This window comes from Sunxiuqinia dokdonensis (assembly GCF_001270965.1).
GTDB lineage: Bacteria > Bacteroidota > Bacteroidia > Bacteroidales > Prolixibacteraceae > Sunxiuqinia > Sunxiuqinia dokdonensis.
The window spans coordinates 1-17,450 of sequence record NZ_LGIA01000045.1 but is presented as its reverse complement, the minus strand read 5'-3'; the positions used below and the strand labels follow the sequence as shown (position 1 = coordinate 17,450).

The following is a 17,450-nucleotide window of genomic DNA, read 5'->3' as shown; positions in this document are numbered from 1 at the left end:
CAAAAAGGTCGAAATCTTCGCGTTTCGTCACCGGAAGGAACTTCAAGTGAGCAATCTTAGTTTCCAGTGTTCAGCCTGTCCCGACACCTCGGGGTCGCAGTCGCCGTTTTATCCAGCATCCAGGATCAACCCTCCAACAGATCCTGACCCGGCAGCTGCCGGGCAGGATGACTCGTCGAGCGGGCATCCAGTATCGAGCATCCAGCATCCAGCATCCAGCATCCAGCTACCCGCCGGCAGATTCCGAATCAAGTTCGGAATGACGCTGCAAGTAAGCTGGTTCGGAAACCACGGACCCTGGGGTGCTACTCGCTGAGAGATTTATGCAACGGCAGGGGATGTTGCTCCGGGGGAAATAGACCGAAGGCTTGTCCCTTGATGGGGTTTCTTTAATTCCTTATTTGAAAGGTACAACCTGCGATACCATTACCTGGATGATTCATGAGGATTTAATGTTAAATCGAGCGGTGCGCGTAAAACAACCGGCACAGCTCAACCATTTCAAGCAGGAATTGAATCATGAATCGTTATATTTGAGATCACATAATCTTAAAACCAATGAAATCAATCAAACAACTTATCATTATCGTGGCTTTGTTGATGAGCACGGTGAGTATTGCTCAGAATAGCAAGCAGGCGAGTTTTAAGCCGGGAGCAATCTGGCCCGACAACAAAGGTGTTCACATCAATGCCCATGGTGGGGGTCTGCTGGAGTTCGACGGAACCTACTACTGGTATGGCGAACACAAAATTGAAGGAAAAGCAGGAAACCGCGCCATGGTCGGTGTTCATGTGTACTCATCAAACGACCTGTACAACTGGAAAGATGAAGGAATCGCACTGGCTGTTTCAGATGATCCGGAAAGCCCGATTGTGCAGGGCTGCATCATTGAGCGCCCAAAAGTGATCTACAACGAGCAGACAAAAAAGTTCGTGATGTGGTTTCATCATGAATTGAAGGGGATGGGCTATTCAGCTGCTAAAACCGGTCTGGCGGTAGCCGATTCGCCTGTCGGACCTTTTGAATATATTCACAGCGTCAATCCGAACGCCGGGCAGTGGCCGATGAACTTTACCGCCGAACAAAAGCAGATGACCTTTCCGAAGGAATTGAAAAGCTGGTCGGAAGAATGGCTGGAAGCAGTCGCCAACGGGATGTTTATTCATCGCGATTTTGAAAAAGGACAGATGGCGCGCGACATGACGCTCTTTGTGGACGATGACGGAAAAGCCTATCATATGCATGCTTCCGAAGAAAACCTGACCTTGCACATATCAGAATTAAACAACGAATATACGGCGTTTACCGATCGCTACGTTGCGGTCATGCCTGCCGGGCACAACGAAGCGCCTGCGATTTTCAAGAAGGACGGCAAGTATTATTTGATTGCTTCGGGCTGCACAGGTTGGGCGCCAAATGCCGCGCGTTCGTTTGTGGCTGATGATATCTTTGGGCCATGGACGTCTTTAGGAAATCCATGTCGGGGAACAGAAGAACAAATGAAAACGACCTTTGACTCGCAAAGTACTTACATCCTGGAAAATCCTGAGAAACCCGGAACGTTTATTTTTATGGCTGATCGCTGGGTGCCTGATAATGCCATCGATGGACGCTATATCTGGCTGCCCATTGAATTTCAAGGCGACAAGCCTGTGATCAACTGGAAGACGGAATGGACTTTGAAATAAGCTCAAATTGAATCAATAAGTACCAGCACTAAAAAGAATACTCGAATGAAGAATTTACTACTCACGACCACTTGTCTGGCTGCGGTTTCAGCTTGCACAACCAGCGAAAAGCCTGCACCCGAAATCAAACCCAATATTGTGGTTATTTACCTTGATGACTTGGGTTATGGCGATTTGGGCGCTTACGGTGCCACCGGGTTGGAGACTCCGAATATGGATGCGTTGGCCAACGCGGGTGTCAAATTTACGGATGGCCATGCCACTTCGGCCACTTGCACGCCTAGCCGATACGGTTTGCTTACCGGGGTTTATCCCTGGCGAAATAAAGATGCCAACATTCTACCAGGAACGGCGCCTTTGATTATTGATACTGCACAGGTGACGATCCCTAAAATGCTCAAAAAGAATGGCTATCAAACAGCCATTGTAGGTAAGTGGCACCTGGGCTTGGGGGATGGAATTGTGGACTGGAACCAACGGGTATCACCCGGACCAAATGAAGTTGGATTCGATTATTCCTATATTATGGCGGCCACGCAGGATCGTGTGCCAACAGTTTATATTGAAGATGGCTACGTGGACAATTTGGATCCGAATGATCCGATTGAGGTGAATTATGAGCAAAACTTTGAAGGCGAGCCAACCGGAAAGGACAACCCCGAGCTGCTGACGATGAAATGGCATCACGGGCACAACAACAGTATTGTGAATGGCATTCCACGTATCGGTTTTATGAAGGGTGGCGAAGCCGCTAAATGGAGCGACGTGGATATGGCCGACCATTTTTTGGCAAAAGCACAGGAGTATGTGAGAAGCCATAAGCAAGAACCTTTCTTCTTGTATTATGCCATGCAGCAGCCCCATGTGCCGCGTACGCCGCATCCTCGCTTTGTTGGTTCGTCAGGCATGGGGCCACGCGGCGACGTAATTGTGGAAGCTGACTGGTGTATTGGAGAATTCATGAAAACTTTGGAAGCGGAAGGTTTGCTTGAAAATACCTTGGTGATTTTAAGCAGCGACAACGGGCCGGTTCTGAATGATGGCTACTATGATGAGGCCGTTGAGAAATTGGGTGATCATCAGCCATCCGGTCCTCTTCGTGGAGGTAAATATAGCCTGTTCGAAGCGGGAACCCGGGTTCCGTTTATCACTTATTGGAAAGGCAAAATTGAACCGCAAGTATCCGATGCGCTGGTTTGCCAGCTTGATTTACTGGCCTCTCTGGCCTCGTTGGTCGGTGACGAAGAAACAACAACGGACAGCCAGAATCTAATGGACGTGTTGATGGGGAAAAGTGCTAACGGGCGGGAGTCGTTGGTGCTGGAAGCCACAAGCCGTACCGCTCTGCGTCAAGGCGACTGGCTGATGATTCCACCTTATAACGGACCTGCCGTAAACAATCAGGTGAATATCGAATTGGGCAATTCCAAAGAATTTCAGCTTTATAACCTGAACGATGACCTTGGGCAGCAAAATAACCTGGCAGAGTCGAATCCGGAGAAACTGGAAGAAATGAAAGAAACCTTCGTTGCGATACGCGGAAAGGAATACTCGAAAACACAGGCTTTGGAGCTGAAATAGGAATTTCTGATTGAAGTCTTTCACGAAAACACCACCGCAATTGTGGGTTGTGGTGTTTTTGTGTCCATTTAGAAGTAGAAAATTAAATTGGAATAAAATGAACAGGATGAATCGATTTTCCGCCTGGACAACTTTGGGGCTTTTGCCTTTTTGGGCCTGTTCTCCGGATGTTTCAGAACCCAAGCCTAACGTGCTTTTTATCTTGGCTGACGACTTGGGATATCACGACTTAAGTTGTATGGACAGTGAGTATTATGAAACACCCAATATCGACCGGATCGCTCATGAAGGAATGATTTTTACCAATGGCTATGCTGCTTGTCAGGTTTGCAGCCCTTCGCGGGCAAGTATAATGACTGGCCAGTTTCCGGCGCGCCATGGCATTACCGACTGGATTGGCGCCCGAACCGGGGAAGAATGGCGAAGGCAGGGAAGATTTAACAAGCTGCTGCCGCCCGAATATGTGCACAACCTGCCATCCGAATATATTACCCTGCCCGAAGCGTTAAAAGAAGCCGGGTACAAAACCTTTTTCGCCGGAAAATGGCATTTGGGCGACGAAGGTTCCTGGCCCGAGGACCACGGTTTCGATATCAATAAAGGAGGCTGGGATCGCGGAGGACCTGTTGGCGGTTTTTATGCCCCATGGGAAAATCCGCGGCTTCCAAGCGGGCCCGATGGCGAAAGCCTGACCATGCGGCTGGCACACGAAACCGCCGAATTCATGAAAGCACATCAAGACACTTCTTTTTTCGCTTTCCTTTCATTTTACGCCGTTCATGCACCGCTGCAAACCACGCAGGAAAAGTGGTCCAAATATCGGCAAAAAGCTGAGGAGATGGGAATTGCAGAAACCGGCTTCGAAATGGGCCACTTTCTTCCCATCCGGCAAGTGCAGGACAACCCCGTTTATGCCGGATTGGTTGAAACCATGGACGATGCGGTGGGTGTGGTTTTAAATGCGCTTGAAGAACTTGGGCTGGCTGACAATACGATCGTCATTTTCACATCCGACAATGGCGGTGTTTCAGCAGGCGATGCTTTCGCTACATCGAATCTTCCCCTGCGTGGCGGAAAAGGCTATCAGTTTGAAGGAGGAATCCGCGAGCCATATTTTATCAAAATGCCAGGCTTGATTAAGGCAGGTTCAACCAGCGATGTGCCGGTAAGTGGAACCGATTTTTATCCAACAATCCTGGACCTGATTGGTGAAAAACAATTACCCCATGAGCATGCCGATGGTATTAGTTTGTTGCCCGCCATTCAAGGAAAAGCGATGGAAGAGCGTCCACTCATCTGGCATTATCCACACTACGGAAACCAGGGTGGCGAGCCATCGTCCATCATTCGCCTGGGAGAATGGAAACTGATTCATTATTATGAAGACGGAAGGGAAGAGTTGTATAATTTGAGCACGGATCCCGAAGAAACAACCGACCTTTCAGGAGAAAATTCAGCACTTGCCAAACAGTTGAGTGAACAACTTTTTGCTTTTCTGAATGAAGTGGGGGCCCGATTCCCTGAGAAGGATCCGGAGTACAATGAAGAGCTGGAACGAAAACATTTGGAATGGGATAAAAATGTGCGCCTGCCCCAATTGGAAAAACAACGGCTCGAGTTTCTTTCCGAAGATTTTGACCCCGGAAACAATTGGTGGGGAAGTGCAGTGGATAACTAAAATTTATAAAAACTAAGGAACCAAAATAAAAGATGAAAAATTCAATTTTTTTAACGCTGGTTTTTCTTTTATTGATTTCGTGCTCGGGTGGGCATCAGTATTATGTCGACTCAGAGAACGGAGATGATTCAAACTCTGGAAGATCGCCAGAAAAGGCATGGGCATCGCTCGAGAAAGTCAATTCAATGGAATTTAAGGCTGGCGATCAACTGCTTTTCAAAAGTGGAACTGCATATTTCGGACAATTGGAGCCTAAAGGCAGTGGAACAGCCGAAGCTCCAATTCAAATCGATCGCTATGGAGAGGGGACGAAGCCTGCGATTCATGGCGAAGGAGGAAAATTGCATACCCTTCTGCTCTACAACGTTGAGTATTGGGAGGTTCGGAACCTGGAAATCACCAATACCGGTGCTGAGCGTGAAGCCAATCGCCGCGGCGTTTCGATCGTAGCTGAGAATTTTGGCGACTGCCATCATATTGTTCTCGATAGCCTGGAAGTCCACCATGTAAACGGAAGTCTGGTGAAAGGTGACGGGGGTGGGAGCGCCATTATCTGGCAAAACAATGGCGACAGCATTAAAACGCGCTTTGTTGATCTGATCATCGAAAACTGTTATCTCCATCATTGCGGGCGCAACGGAATCAATTCGTGGGGATACACCCGGCGTGATAACTGGCATCCAAGTGTGGGAGTGATTGTGCGAAACAACCTGTTAGAGCAAATTCCGGGCGATGGCATTGTGCCGATTGGCTGCGATGGTGCGTTGATTGAAAACAATGTGATGCGGGATTGTCCTGATATTCTGTCGCATAAAGAAGCCGCTGCCGGTATCTGGCCCTGGAGTTCCGATAATACTGTAATTCAATTTAATGAAGTAAGCGATCATCGGGCCAAGTGGGATGGGCAAGGATTTGATTCGGATTTTAATTGCCAGGGAACGGTCATTCAATACAATTACAGCCACGATAATTATGGTGGATTTTTGCTGATTTGTAATAACGGAAACACCTATGGAAGCAAGGGCAACATTGGAACCGACGGCACCATTATTCGCTTTAACCTGAGTGTGAACGATGGGATTCGTCCTTATCCAACAGAACGTGAAGGTTGGTTTTCACCCATTATGCACATCACCGGACCTGTTACCAATACCAAGGTGCACAGTAATCTGATTGTGATGCCGGAGCGAAATACCACAGAAACCGAGCCCGTTGTAATTCAAATGGACAACTGGGGTGAAAAATGGCCTGTGAATACAGCGATCTTCAATAATTATTTCTGGGCCTACACCGAACCCATTTTTAATTGGGGCGAGGATCAGCAAACAAGTTTTGAGGACAATGTAACGAACTCGCTTGAAACGTCGAATGCTAAAGCGATTTTTTCGCTTTTAAACGAGCTAGCTGACGAAGCTGCACAAGACGGGCTGGAAGGCTTTCAAAAGCTTCGTCGATTTGTTGAAGATCGACTCTAACTTTAATCCATTAATTACGCAGGATGTGGTGAATAACACCTTGATTGAACCGGAGTTTTAGGAGTTGTGACTAAATGATTTGTTGTAACAAATATTTGCTGAATTTGTTACAAAATTAGAATATAAGAGTAATGCAAAGTATTGAAAAACAAATGGAAGATATGATCGTTCGGACAAAAAGAGGATCTTTGTTGCTTCCGGAAGACTTTCGTCCGTTTGGTTCGTCTGAGGCTGTTAGATTGGCTTTGCATCGTCGGGTTAAAAAAGGGAATAATAAAGAGTGTCGCTCAGGGTTTTTATGTGCAACCCAAAATTAACTCATATATCGGCGAGGTATTACCAACAGTCGAAGAGGTTGCCCAGGTCATAGCCAAAAGGGACCGGATACGTTGGGTTCCATCCGGTGTATATGCGCTGCATGCTTTGGGACTTAGCACTCAAATTCCACTGAACCTGGTCTTTCTAACCGATGGACCGGCCCGCACGATTAAAGTTGGCAAGCGAACCATTAAACTGAAACGAACTGCACCCAAGAACCTGATGGCGAAAGGGAAGATTAGTTCATTGGGGATTCAGGCTTTACGTGAAATTGGAAAAGATAGAGCGACACCTGCAGAATTGGGAAAGATTCTGAAACTGCTGAAAAAGAAGCAGCGGACGAAATTGAGGAAGACATCCAATACCTATATCACTGAGCAGCTTTATCGGGAAATGGAGAAACGATTTCAGGAAAAGGGATTAAAAGCGGACCTTCAAATCGAGGAGTTTGAGTCAAGCGATCAGGATCCGGTAATTGTACTGGTGAAGTATCCTTATCTCATCGAATCTCCTGTTTACGTTAATCCTTGGGTAAAAATCGAAAGCCGTTCTTTAATTGAGCCTTAGTCAGAGCGATCGAAGGAAAAGTTGTTCGTAAGGATTTAACATCCCGCGTAAAAGGAAGCGCTGTTGTTCCAGCCTATGTTTTGGAATTTTTGCTGGGCCAATACTGCGCGATCAATGATGAACAGGTGATCAATAGTGGCATCGAAAAGGTAAAAGATGTAATCAAAAATAACTTTGTTCATTGGGCTGAATCAGAAATGGTAAAGTCATTGATCCGGGAAAAGGGTTCCTTTAAGATTATCGACAAGGTCTTTGTAAACCTGAATGAGAAGGACGACTTCTATGAAACCTCTTTCGCCAACTTGGGCGTGGAGCACGTTCCGATTTCGGATGAGATTGTGAAGCGACATGGCAAGCTATTAAGTGGTGGTGGTGTTTGGTGTATCCTGAACATGACATACGATAGTGCTGAAGGTGTTCGTTCATATTGGGTGATTGAGTCATTGAAACCGATTCATGTATCTGAAGTTGACGTGGAAGAATACGCAGAGACACGTAAGCAGTTTAAAACAGAGGAATGGATTGACCTTCTTATGCACAGCATTGGGTTGAACCCAGAAAATTTTAACCGTCGAGGGAAGTTGATCCAGTTATGGTGCTTAATAACGCGCGTAGAGAATAACTACAATTTCGTGGAACTGGGACCTAAAGGTACCGGTAAGTCCCACATCTTTTCAGAACTTTCTCCGCATGGTGTGCTGGTTTCCGGAGTTGATGTTACCAGTGCGCGTCTGTTTGTAAGCAACTCGGGGCGTGGAAAAATTGGACTGGTTGGTTTCTGAGATATCATTTGTCTGGATGAATTCCGAAAATACGACTTTACCAATCTGATTGATCAGTATGTCGATTTCGATCCATCCTATTCAGGACGTGATAAAATGGCAATCCGCAAAGCTTTCTCCGGGCTGGTAAAGCTGATTTATCCGAATAAGCAGATGACGGAGAAAGAAGCCTTGGAGTTGATTGACTTCGCTATTGAAGGGCGTAAACGAGTGAAAGACCAATTGTATATTATTGATGAAACCTTCCTGGAGAACAAAGTAGACTTCTGCTACACCGTCAAATCATCGAAAAAGAAAGTAAATGTCGAAACTCTGGAGCGATTGAACGACGCTGATCTTTCACTGGCGGAGAAGGAGTTGGATGAAGAGTTCACGGAGTCTGGCACCAGGAAAGAGAAAGAGGCGGAACCATCCATTGTACCTGAGCTTCGGGAAAAGGAAATTATTATCCGGGATAACCAGAAAGGAATTACTTACAGTAGCCTGTTCGGTGACTACCTTCACGGAGCCAACGATATCGAGTTAGTCGATCCGTACATTCGACATCCACACCAATTCCGAAACCTGTTAGAGTTTTGTGCTATGTTGAACCAGATCAAGCAGAAGAAAGATGAGATCAACCTACATGTTGTCTCGTGGAATGATGAGGAACATACGCCGATATCGATTGACAACTTCGATGAAATCCAGGAATCTGTCAGGTCAGTAGGCATCAATTTTACTTATGAATTTTAAGGATCTTCACGATCGTAGTATCGTTGCTGATAATGGTTGGAAGATAGAATTGGGAAGAGGCCTGGATATTTTCGAGAAACCTGCTTTCTGTTTCGATATCTCAGAGGTTCTCCAGGAACAACGACAATGCCGGAATTGTGAGATGACGTATGTGAGGATAGGCGAATAAGGAGACAGACCATAACGCAAGCCTTACCATTACGGATATGACAGACGAGCATATCTTTTCTTTTGAATCTCTTATTTGGGATGATTATAGGGCTACATGTCTCCCCATGAGTCTAAGAGGAGGTGATATTTGTTGGTGGAGTCGTTCCGATTTCGTGCCATTCGAATAGTCAGGACGGTCGGGGAAAAGGAAACCTGTTGAAAGTTCATTGCTCACAGGGGGTATAAATTTTTTGTTCGATTTTTTAATCAAGAAATCCTGTATTAATTTGTAAACTTGTACCAGCCATTTTGATATTTAGCGAAAGAAATCTTGGAGAGCAAAGGAAAACATATCTTTAATCGTTTTAGGAGAGAATTAACACAAGAGTCTTTCACGATTTTTTTTGATTATTACTACTCCAAAATGGTTCGGTTTGCAACAATTATTGCCCAGTCGGAGATCTTGGCAGAAGAAATTGTTCTCGATGTTTTTCTGAAAATTTGGCAACAGAAAAATAAAGCCGACGCCATTTCGAATATTGAAACTTACCTTTTTGTTTCTGTCAGGAATACTGCAATCAATTCCCTGAAAAAGGATCAAAAATTTCATATTGATATGTTGGATGATGCTCATATTCAATTAGTAGATTTCAAACCATCAGCCGATAACTTACTTATTGAGCATGAGATGTGGGAAGCATTGAATAATGCAGTTAATCAATTGCCTGCAAAGTGCAAAATGATCTTTAAGTTGATTCGTGAAGACGGACTTAGTCGCAATGAGGCAGCTCAAGTTCTTGATATATCCGCAAAGACAATTGATAGTCAAATTGTAATCGCGGTTAGGAAAATTGCAGAACAACTTCACATCGACTTGTCGAATCCTAAAAACTCCAAAGGACTGACGACTATACTCCTTACATTTTAATGAATATCGACAGTAGAGGATAACTTTTTTTGGTCTTTCAAAAAAAAACAAAATCCTTTTAGGGAAAAATCATGTGTTTTCTGTCCTTAAGTCAAAATCCATAGTGTGTAATGAAAAATATTGCTTCAATAGTTGCCAATTACCTCTTAAAGAAGACGAGTAGGGAGGAAAGAGAAAACCTCGCTGATTGGGAAAATAGGTCGCCCCAAAACAAAGCTTTTTTGAAGAGCATGGAGGATTATTGGAATCAGACTGGAGAAGAATACAAGCTGAATCCAAGAATAGAAATAGCTCGTCAAAGGATTTTGGCGCGCATGAATGCCGATCAGGCTAAACAACAAAGACTCAAGCCCATTTCATATTTACTGAGAATTGCTGCTGCAGCCATACTTATTGTTGCTGTCGCCGGAATATCTGTTTACATAGCAAATGAGACTGGCTTTTTTAGTCAGAATAATTGGGTTGTTGTGTCTACGGATGCGGGACAACAGAGTAAGATAACTCTTCCTGACGGCACGGAAGTCTGGCTTAATGCTGCGACGGAAGTAAGCTACTGCGCGAATCAAGACTACCGGAGAGTTAAGTTAACGGGTGAAGCCTACTTTGAGGTTGAGCATGCTCCCGATTTCCCATTTGTTGTCGAGACGAAAGATGTGGCAATAAGAGTGCTTGGAACCAAATTTAGTGTGTCTCACTATCCTGAGTCTAAGATTACGGAAGCGAGTTTGCTGACTGGTAAGATTACGGCTTCCGCTTTGCAGAGTAATGAAAATGTGGCTATTGTGCCCGGTCAGAAGATAGCATACGATGCTGAAATCAAAGAATTTGTAAAAACAGCACTGAAAGGAAAGAACCATGTGGCATGGAGATATGGTATATTAGTTTTTGATAATGAGTCATTTAATGATTTGATTCAAAAGCTTGAAAGATACTACGCTGTAGATTTTATCTATGAAGAAAGCGATTTTGAAGATATTCATTACACCGGAACGCTTGATAATCTAAGCATTGAGAAAGTACTTGAGTTTATTAACCTAACAATACCTGTTGCCTATGAAATAGACAATAAAACGATCAATTTAAATTCAAAATGAAGTTTTAAAAAAAGGTGACACCCGCGCCAACGAATAATCACCTTTTTGTGAGTCGATTTAATAATTATAAATCTTTACAAAACTATGAAAAAAAAACGATTATGTGGTTATCCCGCGAGAGTGGGATGGACTGAAATTCTACGAATTATGAAGCTAACATCTTTTTTGATTTTGCTTTTTGTCCTCGACGCATCAGCGTCTCTTTATTCGCAAAACACGAAAGTTTCTGTAAGAATTCAGAACGGTACCTTAAGCGAAATTTTTCAAGAAATTGAAGAGCAATCTGAATTTAGGTTTTTCTATCAGAACGAACAAATCCAAAATATTGATAGGAAAACAGTCAACGTTAATAACCAGAACATTGAGTCACTTTTAGACGACTTGCTTAGTGGAAGTGAAGTCGCTTATAAAATTGTTGATCGTCATGTGATTATTTTCACAAAATCAGATGAAGACAATTTGAGTGATATTCAACAAGCTAGGGCAATTAGTGGCAAGGTAACGGATTCCAACGGTTCTCCGCTACCAGGAGTTACAATTTTAATAAAGGGAACAACGCAAGGTACCATCTCTGATTTTGATGGCAATTATACGCTAACAGGGGTATCTGGTGAAGCAACGCTTGTGTTCTCCTTTGTCGGGATGCGAACCCAGGAGATTGCAGTTGGGAATCAATCCAGTATCAATATCACGATGGAGGAAGATGCGATTGGCATTGAAGAGGTTGTCGCAGTTGGATATGGAACCCAAAAGAAGGCTACTCTGACCGGTGCAGTTTCAGCCGTTAAAGGAGACGATATTGTTGCCACAAAGAATGAGAACGCTCAGAACATGTTGACTGGGAAGATCTCCGGTGTGCGTGTTACGCAAAAAACAGCCGAACCTGGTTCTTTCAACAATAATTTTGATATCCGGGCAATGGGAAATCCTCTGATTATTATTGATGGGATACCACGTACAAATGACGATTTTCAACGCCTTGATCCGCACGACATTGATAATATCTCGGTATTGAAGGATGCGTCTGCCGCAATTTATGGTGTCCGCGCGGCAAATGGAGTCGTGTTGGTCACCACAAAAAGAGGAACCAATAACAAAGTTGAGCTAAATTATTCGGGATCATTTACATGGCAAATTCCTTCGGGACTTCCCGCAACGGTAGATGCCATTGAGTATATGACCCTTCGTAATGAAAGAGCGATGCACAACATCAATGGAGGCTCCCCAATTTTTAATGATGAACAGTTTGAAGATTACCGATCGGGAAGACTGCAAAGCACGGACTGGTATCCTTTGGTTTTTAGCGATTATGCCCCTCAAACAATGCACAATTTAAATGCTACCGGAGGCAATGATAAAACGACCTACTATGTTGGTCTTGGTTACCAGTATCAGGAAGGCTTTTTTAAATCAAGCGACCTCAAATACAATAAATACAACGTGCGTTCAAACATTTCGACAGAAATTACTGATCGTTTAACGCTGGATTTAAATTTAAATCTGATTATGGATCAGCAGGATCGGCCCTACCAAGACTCGTGGTGGATTATTCGTGGGTTTTGGAGGCAAGGTGCGCACATTCCGGCTTATGCCAATGATGATCCGACCAGGCCATACCACGGGTTGATTGAAGGAGATAATCCAATATCCTTTATGGACAAAGATATTGTTGGTTACAGGCAATTCAATAAGAAGTGGATTCAATCATCAGCCTCTTTGCAGTACGATATCCCGGGAGTTGAAGGCTTGTATATAAAGGGTCTGTTTAGTTACGACTACTATGTTTCCAGTACGAATATTTTCCAACGTGAGTACAATCAATATCGGTATGATGAGGCTTCCGATACCTATTCTACCTTTACGCGCCAGTCGCCAAACAGAATTAGAAGAGAAGCGTATTTTAAAACACAGATGCTGGGCCAGGTATCGCTGAATTATGAAGCAACGTTCGATCAGCATCGGATCAATGCCTTGGTTTTAGGAGAAGGCCAGAAGAGAGAAAGTGATAATTTCTATGCTCAGCGTGATTTGGTACTTCAACTACCGTATCTCTTTGCCGGAATTGCTGAAGGACAATTAGCATCGATGAATTCAGGAGCAGATGCTCTCTATGAGAATTCGAATCTAGCCTTGGCCGGCAGGTTTAATTATTCATTTAGTGACAAATATCTGGCAGAGTTTCTATTTCGTTACGATGGGTCATCCAGGTTTGGCGTTGGTTCTCAATGGGGGTTCTTTCCCGCAGCCTCTTTGGGATGGCGAATCTCAGAAGAAAATTTCTTTAAAAATTCCGGAACGTTTGCTTTTGTTAATCAGTTGAAATTCCGGGCATCATATGGAAAAACCGGAGACGACAATGCTTCAAGCTATCAATTTATATCGGGCTATAATTATCCTACCAGATCAGACCGAAGGAATTTCACAGGAGGCTATGTGTTTGATGGAAGCTTCAACGCCAGTGCTGATAACAAAGGTATCCCAAACCAGTTTATTACTTGGTACACCGCCAAAACATTTGATATTGGCGTTGATTTTGAAGGATGGGACGGTTTATTTGGTGTCACCGCTGATTATTTTAGTAGGCATCGTGATGGATTATTGGCTACGCGAAGTGGAGGAATTCCAACTGTTGTCGGAGCAGGACTTCCTGAGGAGAATCTGAACAGTGACCGCACCTATGGTTTTGAATTGGAGCTTTCACATCGAAATAGGGTGAGAGATTTTTATTACAATATGAAGGGGATGTTCTCGATTGCTCGCGTCCAGCGCTTATATGTGGAGCGCGGAGATATCGGAAGCTCGTGGAGTAACTGGAAGAACAATCAGAATGATCGTTTACAGGGAATCCACTGGGGGCTGCAGGGTGATGGTCAATTCCAATCGTGGGAAGAAATTTGGTCACATCCAACCTATATCGGACGTTCGACCATCATTGGAGACTATAAATATGAAGATTGGAATGGCGATGGAGAGATCAATGGAAACGATGTTCACCCGATCAGGTACAATCAGTATCCCTGGATGAACTTTAGCTACAGCTTCGATGCCAGTTACAAAAATTTCGATTTAAACTTTTTGCTGCAGGGATCTGCCATGAGTTCTTTGGTTTATGGAGAACAGCTTCGTGAACCGATGTGGGGGAGCGGAAATTCCGGTGCAATGGAACAGTTTATGGATAGATGGCATCCTGAGGATCCAAAGGCTGATCCTTATGATCCTGCTACAGCCTGGATTCCCGGCCATTACGCATATACAGGTACTTTGCCTGATGTCAACTCTACGTTTAATGTGGAAAATGGAGCTTATCTGCGCTTGAAAAGTGTGGAGTTAGGGTATTCACTTCCGTCTCAGTGGTTGATGAAAACGGGTATTAAAAACTTACGTGTCTATGTAAATACTTACAACCTCTTTACGATAACTAAGGTTGACTATGTCGATCCGGAACATCCGAATGATACCTACGGTTACTTGTATCCGTTGAATAAAACTGTTTCAGCAGGATTAAATGTTAAATTCTAAACGAAAACTAGCTATGAAATTAAAATATTTAATATTGACATTGATGGCGTTTAGTAGTGTGATTATTTCCTGTAATGATTATCTGGAAATTCCACCGATGAACGTCGTACAGGATAAAGATTTGTTTACTGACGCAACAGGCATGGCTGTATATATGTCTCGTATGTATAGTCAAATGCCATTTGAGGATTTTAAATATTCTCCTGCACGTCAGTTTTTTGATGACTGGTTGGTAACGCCTGGAGCAAATTCAGGGGAGTCGATCGGTCGCGATGCTGGGACGGCCATGACTTCAGAAGGTTGGGCCAGAAATGGTGCATATTGGGGAAGAGCGTTTAATCTGCTTCGTGATGCCAACCGCCTACTTGAAACTTTGCCAGAGTACCAGGCAAACTTTAGCGAGTCTGACTACAACCATTTCATTGGGGAAGCCTATTTTGCCCGTGCGATGGTATTTTATGCCTTGGCAAAACGATATGGAGGAGTTCCGTTAGTGACAGAAGTGTTGAAATATCCTGATAATCCAGCCGAGGAGCTTGAAATACCGCGTTCAACAGAGGAGGAAACCTGGAATCAGGTGTTGGCTGATTTTGATATGGCTATTGCAAACCTCGCTGAATCAAGTCCCAAACGTGGTTATGCAAATAAGTATGTCGCCTATGGGTTTAAATCTGAAGCCATGTTGTTTGCTGGCTCTGTGGCTAAATACAACAATATAACTGGTTTTGGTCAAAAAACGGATGTACGTGTCATTGGGTTCGATCCGAATACTGCTGCTGCAGCTTCAAAAAAATATTTCAGAGAAGCCTACAACGCATCCCGCGAGGTCATGAAATCGGGAAAGTATTCTCTATATAAGAAAAAGTGGTCCCCCAATGACAAAGAAGCTCAGTTTCAGAACATGGTAGATATGTTTTTTGATCTATCGAGCCCGGAGAACATCTATATCAAAGAATACAGCTATCCCGATTTAGCTCATGGTTACGATTCCTATAATATTCCACGTCAGTTGATGGGCGGAAACGGGTATTCTGCCGGAAACTGTCCAACTCTTGATTTTGTGGAACTATTCGATGGATTTGAGAAGAATGAAGATGGAACAATTAAGGTTTTCGATGAGAATGGCAAATACATTTTATTTGACAATGTGACTGATATCTTTGCCAATGCAGAGCCACGGCTTCGCGCTTATGTAATATTTCCGGGTGATGTTTTTAAAGGCGAAGTCATTGAGATTCGTCGCGGTATTTTTACAGGCGATGCGTCAAATGGAATTGATCCTTTGAGAGTAGTCAATGGAGGCGCGCCAGATTATACGGTTTCTGGACCATCGAACTATAATCAGGTGGATGCATATCGAGCGGTAGGCGATTTTGCCGGACAAAAAGCACTTTTCCTTTCACAGAATGGAAACACTCACGAAACAGTCGAATTGCCGGATGGTACGATAATGAATGCCGGAGGAAAGAGTGGTCCGTTTACTTCGGATGGTACTGCTGCTATGACTGGTTTTGCGGTGCGTAAATGGCTGAATCCGAATATGCCACAAAGTTTGGTGCTGGAGGCTCGTTCTGAACAACACTTTGTCCTGATGCGTTACGCCGAAATTCTATTAAATGTTGCAGAAGCTGCAGAAGAGCTACTCCTCGCAGGTGAAACAGCTCCTGCGGGAGATGATTTTAAGCAAATTGCCTTTGACGCTATCCAAGAGATCAGGGAAAGAGCAGGAGCTGATATGTTGACAAGTATAGCTGAATTAGATCTGGACGTGATTCGTAAAGAACGAAAAAAGGAGTTGGCGTTTGAACACAAGACGCTTTGGGACATAAGACGTTGGAGAACGCAGCATTCAGACATGTTGAATGGCTATACGCAAGAAGATGGAGCATACTACAAAGGATTGTATCCATTCTATTCTTCAACAACCGGAAAATATTTCTTCGATGCTGGTTTGGACGAAGGCCGACGCCGTTTCCGTCTTTCAGAACAGGAATATTATTTTCTAATTCCAGGTGGTGAAGTATCTAAGAGTCCTGTGATTGATCAACAACCAGGCCGTTAATCTAATCTTAAAATTGAAAGAGATGAAAAAAATATTTTATGGCATATTGTTTTGCTTTGCTGTAGTTTCCTTCAGTGCATGTGAAATTGACAACTTTGATTTGCCTGAGGAAACCATAAAAGGCAGGGTTGTGGATGTTTCTACCGGAGACCTTGTTCTTACTGATCAAGGTAGTGAGGGCACACGGATCAGGCTTCGTGAGCTTAGTTGGACTGAGACCGAAGTTCCTGACAATTTTGATTTCTGGTGTATGAAGGAGGGAGTCTTTCAGAATACGAAAGTATTTAAAGGTCATTATAATGTTCGGATTGATGGTGCTTTTATTCCATTGGTGCGAACCACCAGTTCCGGTGATACTATCGCTGATGAATCAAAATATGTGGATATTGAAGGTGTTACTGAGGTGGAGTTTGAGGTCCAGCCTTTCCTTAAACTGGAGTGGGTTGGTCAGCCAACTGTAAGCAATGGAAAGATTACTGCCCAGGTTAGAGTGACACGAGGAGTTAGTCCGGCCGATTTTAGAGCAAAGATTGAGCCTATGGGCGGTTACAACGATGGTATGCTGAATGTGACAGACGTTCGATTGTTTGTTAGCCAGGTTCCACATGTTGGATACCGGGAATGGGATAACAGGTATACGACACAAATAAATTATGATGGAAATTCATTTGACAGTCTTTTAGGACAGACAATTACAATTACGACAAATGGAGAGATACCTGCTGGTAGAACGGTTTTTGTTCGGGCTGCTGCTCGAATAAACTATGCCACCGAAAATATCCGAAGGCACAATTATAATGAAGCAATCAGAGTCGAAATTCCTAATTAGTTATTTTTAATTTTGAAATGAAGTCATTTCAAAATTAAAAATA

General features: G+C 43.8%; 14 protein-coding genes. All 14 read left to right on the top strand.

Translation table 11 applies throughout. The features are described from left to right. The first annotated feature begins 558 nt into the window (after positions 1 to 558). The 14 genes from NC99_RS04845 (at position 559) to NC99_RS04780 (ending at position 17,407) form a co-directional block, all read left to right on the top strand. A complete protein-coding gene (locus NC99_RS04845; RefSeq protein WP_053180425.1) occupies positions 559 to 1,689 on the top strand; it encodes a glycoside hydrolase family 43 protein in 1,131 nt (376 codons plus the stop codon). A gap of 45 nt (positions 1,690 to 1,734) precedes the next feature. Continuing rightward, a complete protein-coding gene (locus tag NC99_RS04840; RefSeq protein ID WP_053180423.1) occupies positions 1,735 to 3,270 on the top strand; it encodes a sulfatase family protein in 1,536 nt (511 codons plus the stop codon). A gap of 106 nt (positions 3,271 to 3,376) precedes the next feature. After that, positions 3,377 to 4,948, top strand: coding sequence for a sulfatase (locus NC99_RS04835; protein WP_157624454.1), 1,572 nt, complete (start codon positions 3,377 to 3,379; stop codon positions 4,946 to 4,948). 32 nt (positions 4,949 to 4,980) lie between these two features. Beyond that, complete coding sequence (locus NC99_RS04830; protein ID WP_053180419.1) at positions 4,981 to 6,423, top strand: right-handed parallel beta-helix repeat-containing protein; 1,443 nt, start codon at positions 4,981 to 4,983, stop codon at positions 6,421 to 6,423. Between the two features lie 131 nt (positions 6,424 to 6,554). Continuing rightward, a complete protein-coding gene (locus NC99_RS22230; RefSeq protein WP_053180417.1) occupies positions 6,555 to 6,740 on the top strand; it encodes a hypothetical protein in 186 nt (61 codons plus the stop codon). Next, positions 6,724 to 7,308, top strand: coding sequence for a DUF6088 family protein (locus tag NC99_RS22225; RefSeq protein WP_053180415.1), 585 nt, complete (start codon positions 6,724 to 6,726; stop codon positions 7,306 to 7,308). Before NC99_RS22230 ends, NC99_RS22225 begins: the two co-directional genes overlap by 17 nt. Before the next feature lie 8 nt (positions 7,309 to 7,316). After that, positions 7,317 to 8,090: a BREX system Lon protease-like protein BrxL gene (locus tag NC99_RS22275; RefSeq protein ID WP_204374899.1), complete on the top strand. Its 774-nt coding sequence runs from the start codon at positions 7,317 to 7,319 to the stop codon at positions 8,088 to 8,090. Positions 8,091 to 8,093: 3 nt separating this feature from the next. Then, positions 8,094 to 8,825 carry an MIT C-terminal domain-containing protein gene (locus NC99_RS22270; protein WP_316930788.1) on the top strand — a complete coding sequence of 244 codons (732 nt, stop codon included), beginning with the start codon at positions 8,094 to 8,096 and terminating at the stop codon, positions 8,823 to 8,825. Next, positions 8,815 to 8,994 (top strand): MIT C-terminal domain-containing protein, encoded by a 180-nt coding sequence (locus NC99_RS22635; protein ID WP_053180405.1) that lies wholly within the window; start codon positions 8,815 to 8,817, stop codon positions 8,992 to 8,994. The genes NC99_RS22270 and NC99_RS22635 overlap by 11 nt, the downstream gene beginning before the upstream one ends. A gap of 312 nt (positions 8,995 to 9,306) precedes the next feature. Next, complete coding sequence (locus tag NC99_RS04800) at positions 9,307 to 9,903, top strand: RNA polymerase sigma-70 factor (RefSeq protein WP_239684410.1); 597 nt, start codon at positions 9,307 to 9,309, stop codon at positions 9,901 to 9,903. A gap of 110 nt (positions 9,904 to 10,013) precedes the next feature. Then, positions 10,014 to 10,997: a FecR family protein gene (locus NC99_RS04795; protein WP_053180403.1), complete on the top strand. Its 984-nt coding sequence runs from the start codon at positions 10,014 to 10,016 to the stop codon at positions 10,995 to 10,997. An 84-nt stretch (positions 10,998 to 11,081) separates the two neighbouring features. Beyond that, on the top strand, positions 11,082 to 14,516 hold the full coding sequence (locus NC99_RS04790) for a TonB-dependent receptor (RefSeq protein WP_204374898.1): 3,435 nt from the start codon (positions 11,082 to 11,084) through the stop codon (positions 14,514 to 14,516). A gap of 13 nt (positions 14,517 to 14,529) precedes the next feature. Further along, the gene (locus tag NC99_RS04785) at positions 14,530 to 16,578 is read left to right on the top strand and encodes a RagB/SusD family nutrient uptake outer membrane protein (RefSeq protein WP_053180452.1); all 2,049 of its coding nucleotides are present in this window, start codon (positions 14,530 to 14,532) and stop codon (positions 16,576 to 16,578) included. Positions 16,579 to 16,600: 22 nt separating this feature from the next. Then, positions 16,601 to 17,407, top strand: a complete 807-nt coding sequence (locus NC99_RS04780; RefSeq protein WP_053180450.1) for a DUF3823 domain-containing protein — start codon at positions 16,601 to 16,603, stop codon at positions 17,405 to 17,407. Positions 17,408 to 17,450: the final 43 nt, after the last annotated feature.

Coding starts and splice junctions, on each gene's coding strand:
- NC99_RS04780 (WP_053180450.1), top strand. CDS start 16,601: ATGAAAAAAATATTTTATGGCATATTGTTTTGCTTTGCTGTAGTTTCC.
- NC99_RS04830 (WP_053180419.1), top strand. CDS start 4,981: ATGAAAAATTCAATTTTTTTAACGCTGGTTTTTCTTTTATTGATTTCG.
- NC99_RS04840 (WP_053180423.1), top strand. CDS start 1,735: ATGAAGAATTTACTACTCACGACCACTTGTCTGGCTGCGGTTTCAGCT.
- NC99_RS04835 (WP_157624454.1), top strand. CDS start 3,377: ATGAATCGATTTTCCGCCTGGACAACTTTGGGGCTTTTGCCTTTTTGG.
- NC99_RS04785 (WP_053180452.1), top strand. CDS start 14,530: ATGAAATTAAAATATTTAATATTGACATTGATGGCGTTTAGTAGTGTG.
- NC99_RS04790 (WP_204374898.1), top strand. CDS start 11,082: ATGAAAAAAAAACGATTATGTGGTTATCCCGCGAGAGTGGGATGGACT.
- NC99_RS04795 (WP_053180403.1), top strand. CDS start 10,014: ATGAAAAATATTGCTTCAATAGTTGCCAATTACCTCTTAAAGAAGACG.
- NC99_RS04845 (WP_053180425.1), top strand. CDS start 559: ATGAAATCAATCAAACAACTTATCATTATCGTGGCTTTGTTGATGAGC.
- NC99_RS22635 (WP_053180405.1), top strand. CDS start 8,815: ATGAATTTTAAGGATCTTCACGATCGTAGTATCGTTGCTGATAATGGT.
- NC99_RS22230 (WP_053180417.1), top strand. CDS start 6,555: ATGCAAAGTATTGAAAAACAAATGGAAGATATGATCGTTCGGACAAAA.